We start from the raw sequence: 11,866 nt of genomic DNA on the forward strand, positions 1-11,866 counted from the left end.
GCGGCACGAGGGCTGGATGCACAACCGCGGCCGTCTGCTGACCGCCTCGTTCCTGGCCAAGCCGCTCTACGTGGACGGGGGGGGGGGCGCCCGCCACTTCCTGGATCTGCTGGTGGACGGCGACGTGGCCAACAACCAGCTCAACTGGCAGTGGGTGGCGGGCACCGGCACCGACACCCGGCCGAACCGGGTACTCAACCCCGTTGCGCAGGGCCGCCGTTACGACCCGGAGGGCGCCTACGTACGGCGGTGGGTGCCCGAACTCGCCGGGGTGGAAGGCCGTTCGGTCCACGAGCCGTGGAAGCTCAAGGGCGCGGCGCGGGCGGCCTGCGGCGACTACCCGGAGCCCTTGATCGACCTCGCGGACGGGCTGGCCCGGTTCAGGAGGGCGCGCGGCAAGGAGTGACCCCGGGCGTCGTCATCCGGCCAGGAGCCTGCCCAGCACCCGGCCGAACAGCAGGCGCCCCGACCACGCCGTCGCGCCGTCGAAGGCGCTCGGCAGCGCGGCGACCCGCAGGTCCTCGCGCCACTGCACGATCGAGCCGTTGACGCCGGGGCGGACCTCGATCTCCGCCCAGCCGGTGACCACGGAACCGCGCTTGTCCAGGCGGCACAGCCCCGGGCCGCCGTCGCGCGGCGGCTGCCAGCGCGTCACCTCCATCGGGTCGTCGAACCCGACCGGCCCGACGGAGGTACGCGCGGTGAACCGGGTGCCGGGTCCGGTGGGCGGCGCGGTCGTCACCGTGATCGCGGTGAGCGGCACGGGGGCGGCGTGCCGCTCCCAGTCCGTCACCCGCCGCCACGCCTCGGCGGCGGTCAGCGGAGTGCGGCGGGTGATCCGGAAGAGGGCCATGGGGCGATCGTAGGCACGGGCGCGTCGGGGAGGGCGTGAGGCGCGATCGCCGGCCCCGACCGCCTCAGCCGCCGCCCGGCACCGCGCCCGGCTGGTGGTCCGTGCGGCCGCGGCCCGGACGGCCTTCCGCGCGGCGACGGGAGGCCGCGATCTCCTCGTAGGTGCGGTCCCGGCCCTCCCAGTGCGAGCCCTCGACCGACTTGCCGGGTTCCAGGTCCTTGTAGACCTCGAAGAAGTGGGTGATCTCCAGCCGGTCGAACTCCGGCACGTCGGTGACCTCCTGCACCCCGGCGTACCGGGGGTCGTGCGCCGGTACGCACAGCACCTTCTCGTCCGGCCCGTTCTCGTCCGACATGCAGTACATGCCGACCGCGCGGCACAGGATCGCGCAGCCGGGGAAGGTCGGTTCGCCGACCAGCACGAGGGCGTCCAGCGGATCGCCGTCGCGGCCCAGGGTGCCGTCGATGAAGCCGTAGTCGGCCGGGTACTTGGTCGAGGTGAACAGCAGCCGGTCCAGCCGGATGCGGCCGGTGTCGTGGTCCATCTCGTACTTGTTGCGGGAGCCCTGCGGGATCTCCACGATCACGTCGAAGTCGTCCATCGCGGCCTGACCGCCTCCTCGCGGCTCGTCGGTCCCTCGTCCGCGTGTGCGCCTGCCCGGCGCTCAGCCCTCGTACCCCTCGACCTGCCAGGACGGGCGCACCCGGGTCTCGTCGGGATCCTCCCCGTACTGCGCCCTGGCGCGCCGCTGACGCAGCAGGTCCCAGCACTGGTCGAGTTCCCGCTCGACCTCGGCGAGCCGCTCGTGTTCCGTGCGGCTGTCGATCCGGCCCTCGGCGAGCTGGTCGCGCAGGGTCTTCTCGTCGTCGATCATCGAGCTGATCCGGTGCAGGATGCCCTGCTCGGTGGTCCTGCCGGGCTGCCGGAAGGTGTGCTCCTCGGACACGGGACGCCTCCTCGGCTCGAATCCGTGTGCCTCGGCTCCCATGCTTCCACCGTCGCCGGTCCCGCGCCTGCCGCGCGGGTGGCGCACGGCCGCCGCGGGTGCGGCGAAGGGGTACGGCGCGCGGCGGGCGGTGGATAGCCTGCGGTCATGGACGATCTCGTGCGGTCCCGGCCGCTGCTGGAGGAGACGCGGGCCCTGCGGGCGGGAGGCGAGGCCGTCCTGGCGTCGGCGGCCCGCACCTGCGACCGGATCGACGCGGTCGACCCGCTGATCGAGGCGTTCGTGCCGGAGCCCGGCAGGCGCGAGCGGGTGACGGCCCGCGCCCGCGAGCTCGCCGAGCGCTGGCCGGACCCCGCCGAGCGGCCCGCGCTGTACGGGGTGACGGTGGGCGTCAAGGACGTGGCGCACGTCGACGGGCTCCCGACGCACGGCGGTTCGGCTCTCCCCGCAACGGAGTTGACTGGGCGTCAGGCCGAGGTGGTGGACCGTCTGCTGGCGGCCGGGGCGGTCGTGGCGGGCAAGACGGTGACGGCGGAGTTCGCCATCGCCGCGCCCGGGCCGACGCGCAACCCGCACCACCCCGAGTACGCGCCGGGCGGGTCGAGCAGCGGTTCCGCGGCGGCGGTGGCGGCCGGGATGGTCCCGCTGGCCATCGGGACGCAGACGGTCGGCTCGACGATCCGGCCGGCCGCGTACTGCGGCGTGGTCGGCTACCGGCCCGGGCACGACCGGGCGATGACGGACGGCATGATCGCCAACGCGCCCACGCTGGACACCGTGGGGTTCTTCGCGGCGCGTGTCGCGGACGTGGCGTACGCGGCCGGGGCGCTGTACGACGACTGGCGCCCGACCGACGGCGACGGCCCGGCGCCGGTGCTCGGCGTGCCGGCCGGGGCGTACCTGCGGCGTACGGAGCCGGTCGCGCTGGACGCCTTCGGGGCGCAGGTGAAGGCGCTGCGGGAGGCGGGGCTCACGGTGCGCGAGGTGCCGCTCCTCGACGACTTCGACGAGATCAGGGCGCAGCTGTTCACCGTCAACCGCTACGAGACGGCACAGGTGCACGCGGAATGGTTCGAGCGCCACGGCGGCCTGTACCGCGAGCAGAGCGCCCGGGCGGTCCGCGAAGGGCGGGCGGTCGAGCCCGAGCGGTACGAGGCGGCCCTGCGGTGGCGGACGGCCTTCCGCGAGCGGCTGGAGTCGGTCATGGCCGACGAGGGCGTGGGGATGTGGATCACGCCGAGCGCGACCGGGCCCGCCCCGCACGGCCTGGAGCGCACCGGCGACCCGGCGATGTGCGTGCCGTGGAGCCTGGCCGGCATGCCCGCGGTGAACGTCCCGGCGGGCCGCACCGCGGAAGGCCTGCCGCTGGGCGTGCAGTGCGTGGCGGGGGTCGGCTCGGACGAACACCTGCTGACCTGGGCCCAGCCCGTCGAATCGGCGCTGCGATGATCACGGCGGCGTCCACGCGCGGCGTCGGCTGATCCGGGAGAGTGAACGACCGGAACCTCCTCTTGCGTCGCGAGTTGTTCAGTTTGCTCCGACACAGGAGCCCTTGGGTACCGAAGGGAACACTCGCGTGATCAAGAAGATTCTCGCCACGGCCGCAGTGGTGGTCTCCGCCGCCGGCGTCACCGCCACCCCGGCGATGGCCATCGGCAACCACCACGGCCCCAGCTCGGCCAACGGCAACGGTTCCAAGCAGGCGTACGGGAACACGACGACCGGCGGTCAGCTCAGCCCGCAGGTCGGCCTGGTCCAGGGCAGCGCCAACAAGCCCTGCCTCGGCATCCCGGTCAAGCTCGACGTGGGCTCCGTGGTCGGCCTGGTCCCGATCACCGTCCAGGACATCCTGACCCAGCCGCAGATCCAGCAGTGCGCCGAGAACTCCAGCCAGGTCAAGGGCGACGACCCGCTGTCGCACCTGGTCGACGACATCCCGATCCTGTCGGGCAACGGCGCCAACCGCTGAGTCCCACCCCGGGAGCCCGACGTACGCGACGGGCCCCCGGGGCCGCTCCCGCGGCCGGCCCACGGCTGGCACCGATCCGTCGGGCGTGGTCTCGTACCGGATACGGGAGCGCGCCAACCGCACCTCGAGTTGGCAACGGCCGGTCCCCGTCTCAGCGGGGGCCGGCCGCTCCGTTTTCCCGGAACCGCTCAGAGCAGGCCCGCCGCCCGTGCCGCGTCAGCCAGCACCTCGCGCAGCATGGCCGGGGTGAGGGTGCGGGTCGAGATGTTGCGCTGACTCGGGTGGTAGCAGCCGAACAGCCTCAGCTCCGCCGCCGGTTCGCCCTCCGCCCGGGAGAGCCGGACCTGCCGCCCGTGCCCGAAGGCCGGGCGCGGACGCGGCACCGCCCAGCCCGCGTCCCCGAGCACCGGCAGCAGCGCCTGCCAGCCGAAGCCGCCGAGCACGACGACCGCGCGCAGCGTCGGCCGCAGCAGTTCCAGGTCGCGGGCGAGCCAGGGGCGGCAGGTGTCGCGTTCGGCGGGGGTGGGGCGGTTGTCGGGCGGGGCGCAGTGCACGGGCATCGCGATCCGCACCCCGTTCAGGCGCAGTCCGTCGTCGCGGTGCGTGGCGGTCGGCTGCGAGGCGAGTCCCACGTCGTGCAACGCGGCGAACAGCACGTCGCCGGAGGGATCACCGGTGAACGCCCTGCCGGTGCGGTTCCCGCCGTGCGCCGCCGGGGCGAGGCCCACGATGGCCAGCGCGGCGTCCGGCGGGCCGAAGCCGGGCACCGGCCGGGCCCAGTACGCCCAGTCGCGGTACGCCCTGCGCCTGACCCGGCCGGCCTCCTCGCGCCAGGCGACCAGGCGCGGACAGGCCCGGCAGGTGGTGACCGCCTCGTCCAGTTCCGCCAAATCCCGTGCGCGAGGGGCGCGTTCGGCGGGGAAACCGGGATACTCGGCAGAAGGCGGCCCGGACGCGTCCGCGTCGCCACCGGCACTCGCGTTCATCGCCGCTGCCCTCCTCACCGAGCACCACGCCCGTCCCCGCACACCGATCCACCGCGGCGCGGGTGCCGGACCCCAGAGCGACCCTAGGCCACGACCACGGCCCGGGGCCGTGATCGACTTGCCGAGCCGGTCGGCCGGGTGTGCCCTGGTGGGAAGGGGAGAGAGGAGTTCCGCCATGCCCAGTCACACTCCGGCACTCCGACACCAGGGGACGCGCGCCTCGGCGCGAGGCGCCTCCGGTCGTTCCATGGCCTCCTGGGCGGTCCCGGCCTCCCTGGCCGTGGTCTACATGCTGTACACGGTCTTCCTGGCCGGGAACAACGGCTACACCGGCGGCCAGGGCTGGCTGATGGGCTTCATCTCCGCGATCGTCGTCTTCGCGCTGTGCTACGCGATCGGACAGCTCCAGCACCGGGTGCAGCCGGAGACGGCCTCGGCGCTGTACGCGGTCGTCTTCGGCTGCGCGATGGGCTGGCTGCTCAGCCTGAGCGGACAGACCTGGCTGAAGGCGGGATTCCTCGGCCTGGCGCTGGCGATCTCGATGGGGGTGGCGATCTTCTACGTCGACCACTCGCACCGCCGCGCCGTCTGACCGGCGGCGCACCGGATCCGGTCAGGACCGCGGTTCGCGCCACATCGGCCACATCCGCGGTCCGTCCGGCAGGCCCACCGGCGTGCCGGTGAAGGCGAAGCCCAGGCGTTCGTAGAGCGCCTTGCTGCGCTCGTTGCTCGCCTCCAGGTACGCGGGCATGCCCTCGTCGTCGCAGCGCCGCAGCACCGGCGCCAGCAGCGTCCGGCCCAGGCCGCGGTTCTGGTGGCCGGGCGCGACGGCGATGATGGGCAGGTAGTAGTGCGGGCGGGCGGGGTGCGCCTCGTCCAGCAGGCGGCCGACGATGCCACCGCGGTCGTTCTCCGCGACCCGCGCGAGCAGGGCGGCCACGTCGTCCCCGGGCCCGGCGGAAACAGAACCGGAAGCCGCGTCGCCGCCGACCGGCAGCCAGAGCGCCGCCGCGAGGTGGCCTTCGGCCACGTCGACCCAGCCGTCGCGCAGCGCCTCGTCGAGGAAGACCCCGAAGAACTCGGGATGGACCGCGCGGCGCCGTGCCTCGTCGGGGAAGACCCAGCGGCTGACGGGGTCGTCCATGAACGCCTCGCCGACCAGTCGGCTGATCGGGCCCCGGTCCGCTGATCCGGCACGGCGGATGACCGGCTGGAGGGCGGTGGTCGGCTCCACGGTCGTGGTTCCCTTCGCTGGGGCTTCGTCGCGTCGGCGCGGGGACGCCTCCGTGCGGTGGGCGGCGCCCCGGTGATCGTACGGGCGCACGGCCGCCGCGCAAGAGGGCGTCGCCGGTGCCCGGTCACGGTGACACGTCGGCGCCGCCCGGTCCGGCAGCGGACCGGGCGGCGCCGACTCCCCTATCGCCAGGAGTCGTTGAGCGTGACGGATCCCGAAGCGCCTGTGGTGTAGGAGCGGTTGGGGTCGCTCTCCCAGGTGATCGAGCCGTCCGGGTTCTTCTTGATATACTTGTACTGGAACGAGGTGTTCGCCGGCAGGCTCACCGTCCCGCTCCACACGGGGTAGCCGGCCGAGGACAGCGGCACGGCGGCGCCGGTGTTCCAGTCGCCGAGCGCGGGGATCGAGCCGACGACGTAGACGTTCTGTCCCCAGGTGGTGGTGGCGTTCTCGTCGAAGGTGACGGCGACCTGGGCGGTGGGGTTGCCGTTGGCGTAGCGCTGGGCGACGATCGCCGGGGTCTCCACGGTCCTGCCCGCCGAGATGTCGATCGCCAGGCGCACGTACTGCGCCATCGCCCACATCAGCGGGGTGGCGGAGTTGTCGGGCTTGCCCTGGGTGAAGCCGTCGGCGCTCGCGGTCGGCCAGATCTGCTCGGAGATCTGGTAGCCGTCGTTCGCGGCGTCGGCCATGCTGGAGAGCATCGACTTCGCGTCGGTGGTGTCACCGGTCTGCACGTCGTACTCGCCGCGTTCCCCGCTGAGCACCGGCCACACCCGGCCGATGCCCTGGCCGGTGTAGTCGCCGCCGGTCGAGGTCTCGCCGTAGCCGTCGTGGTCGTAGCGGCCCCAGTAGGTGCCCTCGCCGGGGATGGTGGTCTTGATGGTGGCGTCCACGGCCGCCAGCGAGTTGGTGATCTGCGAGGAGTCGGCGGGCTTCACGCCGAGCCGGGACAGCTCCAGGAATCCGGCGTCGACGATGGACCTCTCGTCGTAACTCCCGCCGCCGTTGGCGATGTTGACGGTGTCGCCGTTGTTCGGGTTGCCGTTGGGCGTGATGCGCACGTAGTACGAGCCGCCCGCGAGAGAGCCGGTGGTGGTGTAGGTGTCGGTGTCCACGGCGGCCTGGATGGAGTCGGCCTTGGCGAGGTAGGTCGTGGCCTTGGCGGTCGCGCCGTTGGCGGTGGCGATGTTCGCGGCGCAGACCAGGCCCGCGACCTCGGCGGCCATGGTGGAGGGCGAGTAGCCGCCGTTCTCCTCCCAGCGCTCCTCACCGGTGGCCGGGCCGTTGGCGACGAGGTAGTCGGCGAGCAGCTGGACCTTCGACCAGGTCGCGGCGTCGGACCTGCCGAGCTGGTAGGCGAGGACGATGGGGAAGGCGACCTGGTCCTCCTGGACGCCGCCCCACTCCTGGGTGCCGTCCAGCCAGCTGTTCTGCTTGACGTAGCCGGTGGAGGTCTCCTCGTACTGGAAGATGTAGTTCAGCGCGTCGTTGGCGTCCGTGCTGTCGCCCGCGGCCAGCAGCGCGGTCGCCATCTGGTACTCGTCGCGCGTCCACACCAGGTGGTAGCCGTGCTGTCCGGCGCTGTCGGCGCTGACGCTCGCGCCCCACGGGGTGACGGGCGCGGCGACGAAGCCTCCGGTGTACGTCTTGTCCTCGTCGGCCTTGACCTCCATCAGGGAGACCTCGTACTGCTCCTTGAGCTTGGCGTCGCCGGTGACGGAGGACGGCGGGGCGTTCAGCCCGGACTGCCAGCTGTGCCAGCCGGAGCGGAACGCGCTCTCGGCGGCGGGGAATCCCGCGTTCAGCGAGGCGGTGGCGGCCGAGACGGCGGCGCTCTGGCTGGTGTCGAAGGCGAGCGCGAGGGTGAACGTGGTCGTGCCGCCGGAGACCACCGGGATGCGGGCGGTCTGCGTGATGTGTCCCGCGGTGGCCGCGGACTGGCCTGCCGTGGTGATCTGGTGACTGCTCGTCAGTTCCTGTGCGCCGTCGCCCGAGGTGCCCGCGTAGCCGGTGGAGGTCTGGGTGAAGCCGGTGGAGGCGGCGAGCGCGCTGGACACACCGTTGCCGGAGGCGGTCAGGTCACCGGAGGAGCTGTCGGTGCCACCGGTGTTGCCCATCCCGTCGTTGCCCAGCGCCGGATCGTACTGCGCGTACAGCGACAGCGGGGACGAGGAGAGGTTGTCGAAGGTGGTCCTCACCAGGATCACCGAGCGGGCCGGGTCGGCCACGTAGGTCTTGGTGATCGTGTAGGCGCCGTTCTTCGCGGTGTTGGTCTGCGTCCACTCCAGCGAGGTGGGGTCGGCCAGCGCGATGGCGTGGCTGGTGTCGGACACCTCGTCACCGGTGAAGGTGGAGCCGTCGGTGACGTAGTACTGGAGGCCGAACGTGTCGGGGTTGTCCGGCCTGGGGTAGAAGGCGTTCTCCAGTTCGCCGTCGCCGACGGTGTACCAGACCTTGGAGGCCGTCGCGTTGCCGGACACCGCGTCGGCGAAGCCCTGAACGCTGGGTTCGTTCCAGTACGCGTCGGCCCCGGGCGCGCCGGGGGCGGAGGCCGCGGCGGCGGGTGCCGACGCGGCCGCGAGAGCGGCGGCGGCCACACTGACCGCCGCCGTGAACAGGGAGACTGCGCGACGCCATTGCCGCGTCCCGTGTGTGGACATGGAGGGGTAAGCCATCCTCTCGGTCGCCGTGCTCGGCGGGGCTGCGGGCGTGAGCGTGCTCCGGTGGCGACCAACTGTCAAGGCTTGAAGCGAACATCACTCTTCGGTAGTTCGTTGCGTTCACGAGATGGAGACAAGGGTCGAGGCTACCGAGTGGTACCGGCCGACCGGCCCCGCTCCTATGATTGCGCCGTACAACACCGCGGGCCGAAGGGGCAGTTGATGGCTGACGAGCATTCAGAGGTGGACCAGACCCGGCCGAGCATCGCTCGCGTCTACGACTACCTGCTGGGCGGCAAGGACAACTACGCCGTCGACCGGGCGATCGGCGACCGCTTCAAGTACGACCTGCCGGGATCGGTGGCGATCGCGCACGCCAACCGCCAGGCGCTGGTGCGCGGCGTGCGGACCATCGCGCTGGAGACCGGGGTGCGGCAGTTCGTCGACATGGGCAGCGGTCTGCCCACCGCCGACAACGTCCACCAGGTCGCCCAGCGGCACGCCCCGGGCTCGCGCGTGGTGTACGTCGACAGCGACCCGATCGTGCTCGCCCACGGCCGCGCGCTGCTCGTGCAGAACGACGACACCCGGGTCATCCGCGGCGACATCCGCGACTACGAGGCCATACGTCACAACCCGGAGACCACCAAGCTCATCGACTTCGACGAGCCGGTGGCCGTCATCCTCAGCGCCGTGCTGCACCACCTCAACGACGACGAGAACCCGCAGGAGGTCGTCGCGTACTGGCGGGAGCAGGTCGTGCCCGGCAGCTACGTCTTCATCAGCCACTTCCGCAGCGGCCACAACGAGGAGACCGCGGAGGCGGAGCAGCTCCTTCAGGAGACCTTCGGGCGGGGCCGGTGGCGCACCGACGAGGAGATCCGTGACCTCTTCGACGGGTTCGAACTGCTCGCCCCCGGTGTCGTGCAGGCGTCCCACTGGCGCCCCGACGAAGGGGCGGACGTCCCGCGGATCGGCCAGGAGGCCTCCGTCTGGGAGCAGTTGATCGCGGCGGGCCTCGGCGTCAAGCGGTAACGCCGACCGGTGGTGGCGGGCGCTACTCCTGCGGCAGTCGTTCCATCCGGGAGACCAGCAGCGCCACGTCGTCCGGGTCCGCAGCGTGACGCAGGCTGTGCAGCAGCACGTCGCAGGTGTCCTGGAGCGGGCGCCGGGGCTGGTCCAGCAGCCGCAGCAGTTCCGCGAGGCGGTCGTCGAGCGGCTGGTCGCGGGTCTCCACCAGGCCGTCGGTGTAGAGCACCAGCTGGTCGCCGGGGGCGAGCCGGAGTTCCACCGACTCGAACGGGACGCCGCCGACGCCCAGCGGCGCCCCGGTGGGCAGCTCCAGCAGTTCCGGTGGGCGTCCCGGGCGGGCCAGCACGGGCGGCAGATGGCCCGCGTTGGCGATGTGGCAGCACATGGTCTCCGGGTCGTAGACGGCGTAGACGCAGGTGGCGATGGGGCGTTCCAGGCCGTCGGTGATGCGGTCGAGGTGGGTGAGGACGGCGGCGGGCTCCAGGTCGAGTTCGGCCAGGGTCCTGGTGGCGGTGCGCACCTGGCCCATCGTGGCGGCGGCGCCGATGCCGCTGCCCATCACGTCGCCGACGACGAGCGCCGTGCGGTTCCCGGACAGCGAGATGACGTCGAACCAGTCGCCGCCGACCTGGCTCGGGCCCTGCGCGGGCTCGTAGCGGTAGGCGATCTCCAGGCCGGGCCGGTCGGGCGGCTGGTGCGGCAGCAGGTGCCGCTGGAGGGTCAGCGCGGCCTGCCGCTGGCTCTGGTACCAGCGGGCGTTGTCGATGCAGACGGCGGCGCGGGCCGCCAGCTCGCACGCGAGCGCGACGTCGTCGCTGGTGAACGGCAGCGGGTTGCGGGCCCGTTTCAGGTCGAGCGCGCCCAGCACCTCGCCGCGGGCGATCAGCGGCACCGCCAGGTAGGAGTGCACGCCCGCCTGTTCCAGCAGCGCCACCGCGTCGCCGTCGCGGGCGATGCGCCGCAGGTCCTCGTCGGTCACCTGCGGCACGAGCACCGGGCGGCCGGTCTTGGCGCACCGGGTCACCAGCCGGTCGGGCCCGTACTTGGCCACCTCGCCCGGCGGGTCGGCGGCGCGCACCGCGAGCGTGGGGTGCGCGGCGGCGACCGCCAGCGCCCGGAAGACGGTGGCCTCGCCCTCCTCGGTGGCGTTCACCGCGAAGGTGCGCTGGCCGCCGAGGACGGTGTCCAGCACGTCCACCGCGGCCACGTCGGCGAGCGCGGGCACGCACAGGTCGGCGAGTTCGTGGGCGGTGCGGTCCAGGTCCAGGGTGGTCCCGACGCGTTTGGAGGCGTCCGCTATCAGCGCGAGCCGCTGCCGGGCCTGGGCCGCCTCGGTGGCCGCCCGGTGCCGTTCGCTGACGTCGATGACGGAGGTGGCGATGCCCAGGACGCGGCCCGCGGAGTCCTCCAGCCGGTAGTACGACACCGACCAGGCGCGGTCGCCGCCCGCCGAGTCCGGGTCCATCCGGCCGACCGCGTACTGGTCCAGCAGGGGCGTGCCGGTGGCCAGGACGTGGCGCATCGCGGCCTCGACCGAGTCGACGTCCAGGCCGGAGAGCACCTCGCGCACGTGGCGTCCGACGTGCGCCTCGGCGGGCTTGCCGTTGATGCGCTCGAGCGCCGGGTTGACGGTGACGTACCGCAGGTCGGTGTCGAGGACGGCGAGGCCGATCGGGGACTGCGAGACCAGCCGGACCGACAGCGCGAGGTCGGTCTCCACCTGGCGGACGGTGGCCTCGGCGGCGGCCAGGCCCAGGGCGTAGCGGCGCCCGCCCGCGTCCTCCAGGCGCATGTTGCGGAACTCGGCGAAGCGGGTGCTGCCGTCCTTGTGGCGGATCGGGAAGACCCCGGCCCAGCTGCCGCTGCCGCCGCCCATGACGCGTTCGAACAGGTCGAGGGCGAGTTGCAGGTGCTCCTCGCCGACCATGATCCGCCCGGCGAACCGGCCCAGGGCCTCCTGCGCGGTGTAGCCGAACAGTTCCTCCGCCTGCGGGCTCCACAGCACGATCCGTCCCTCGGCATCCAGCACGACCGCGGCGACGCCCAGGACGTCGAGCAGCCCGCCGGGCGCGTCGGTGCCGAGCAGCGGGGCCTCGGGGCTCGCGAGCGCTCCGGAGGCCGGGGGCCGTTCACGGCCGGGCGGCGGGCTGTCGTCGCCGTCCCGGCCGGTCCGGAGTGGTTCG

General features: G+C 73.0%; 12 protein-coding genes. 5 read left to right on the top strand and 7 right to left on the bottom strand.

Going from position 1 to position 11,866, the window contains the following annotated elements; all coding sequences use genetic code 11:
* Nucleotides 1–406: FAD-binding domain-containing protein (locus K7472_RS25995; RefSeq protein ID WP_222980997.1), on the top strand; the 406-nt coding region annotated here is incomplete at its 5' end.
* Between the two features lie 12 nt (nucleotides 407–418).
* Here the strand turns inward: K7472_RS25995 and K7472_RS26000 are convergent.
* The 3 genes from K7472_RS26000 to K7472_RS32965 all read right to left on the bottom strand — a co-directional run bounded on the left by K7472_RS26000 (nucleotide 419) and on the right by K7472_RS32965 (nucleotide 1,799).
* Nucleotides 419–853: an SRPBCC family protein gene (locus K7472_RS26000; protein ID WP_222980998.1), complete on the bottom strand. Its 435-nt coding sequence runs from the start codon at nucleotides 851–853 to the stop codon at nucleotides 419–421.
* A 64-nt stretch (nucleotides 854–917) separates the two neighbouring features.
* Complete coding sequence (locus tag K7472_RS26005; RefSeq protein WP_222980999.1) at nucleotides 918–1,454, bottom strand: inorganic diphosphatase; 537 nt, start codon at nucleotides 1,452–1,454, stop codon at nucleotides 918–920.
* A 63-nt stretch (nucleotides 1,455–1,517) separates the two neighbouring features.
* The gene (locus tag K7472_RS32965) at nucleotides 1,518–1,799 is read right to left on the bottom strand and encodes a DUF2630 family protein (RefSeq protein WP_308014091.1); all 282 of its coding nucleotides are present in this window, start codon (nucleotides 1,797–1,799) and stop codon (nucleotides 1,518–1,520) included.
* Nucleotides 1,800–1,946: 147 nt separating this feature from the next.
* Between K7472_RS32965 and K7472_RS26015 the strand changes: the two genes are divergently transcribed.
* Both K7472_RS26015 and K7472_RS26020 read left to right on the top strand, forming a co-directional pair.
* A complete protein-coding gene (locus K7472_RS26015; protein WP_222981001.1) occupies nucleotides 1,947–3,248 on the top strand; it encodes an amidase in 1,302 nt (433 codons plus the stop codon).
* Between the two features lie 127 nt (nucleotides 3,249–3,375).
* Nucleotides 3,376–3,768: a rodlin gene (locus K7472_RS26020; RefSeq protein ID WP_222981002.1), complete on the top strand. Its 393-nt coding sequence runs from the start codon at nucleotides 3,376–3,378 to the stop codon at nucleotides 3,766–3,768.
* 188 nt (nucleotides 3,769–3,956) lie between these two features.
* Here the strand turns inward: K7472_RS26020 and K7472_RS26025 are convergent, their stop codons facing one another.
* A complete protein-coding gene (locus K7472_RS26025) occupies nucleotides 3,957–4,754 on the bottom strand; it encodes a uracil-DNA glycosylase (RefSeq protein ID WP_222981003.1) in 798 nt (265 codons plus the stop codon).
* Between the two features lie 247 nt (nucleotides 4,755–5,001).
* On the opposite strand from K7472_RS26025, the gene K7472_RS26030 reads away from it, so the two are divergent.
* Nucleotides 5,002–5,346 (top strand): hypothetical protein, encoded by a 345-nt coding sequence (locus K7472_RS26030; RefSeq protein WP_222981004.1) that lies wholly within the window; start codon nucleotides 5,002–5,004, stop codon nucleotides 5,344–5,346.
* 21 nt (nucleotides 5,347–5,367) lie between these two features.
* Here K7472_RS26030 and K7472_RS26035 read toward each other — a convergent pair whose 3' ends face one another.
* Together K7472_RS26035 and K7472_RS26040 are read right to left on the bottom strand one after the other, a co-directional pair.
* Nucleotides 5,368–5,898, bottom strand: coding sequence for a GNAT family N-acetyltransferase (locus K7472_RS26035; protein WP_222981095.1), 531 nt, complete (start codon nucleotides 5,896–5,898; stop codon nucleotides 5,368–5,370).
* A gap of 272 nt (nucleotides 5,899–6,170) precedes the next feature.
* Nucleotides 6,171–8,651 carry a glycoside hydrolase family 15 protein gene (locus K7472_RS26040; RefSeq protein WP_222981005.1) on the bottom strand — a complete coding sequence of 827 codons (2,481 nt, stop codon included), beginning with the start codon at nucleotides 8,649–8,651 and terminating at the stop codon, nucleotides 6,171–6,173.
* A gap of 222 nt (nucleotides 8,652–8,873) precedes the next feature.
* Here K7472_RS26040 and K7472_RS26045 point away from each other — a divergent pair, with 222 nt between their 5' ends.
* Complete coding sequence (locus K7472_RS26045) at nucleotides 8,874–9,686, top strand: SAM-dependent methyltransferase (protein WP_222981006.1); 813 nt, start codon at nucleotides 8,874–8,876, stop codon at nucleotides 9,684–9,686.
* 22 nt (nucleotides 9,687–9,708) lie between these two features.
* On the opposite strand, the gene K7472_RS26050 is transcribed toward K7472_RS26045, so the two are convergent.
* The gene (locus K7472_RS26050; protein ID WP_222981096.1) at nucleotides 9,709–11,769 is read right to left on the bottom strand and encodes a SpoIIE family protein phosphatase; all 2,061 of its coding nucleotides are present in this window, start codon (nucleotides 11,767–11,769) and stop codon (nucleotides 9,709–9,711) included.
* Nucleotides 11,770–11,866 lie beyond the last annotated feature (97 nt).

This window comes from Streptantibioticus parmotrematis, from assembly GCF_019890615.1.
In the GTDB taxonomy this organism is placed as follows: domain Bacteria; phylum Actinomycetota; class Actinomycetes; order Streptomycetales; family Streptomycetaceae; genus Streptantibioticus_D; species Streptantibioticus_D parmotrematis.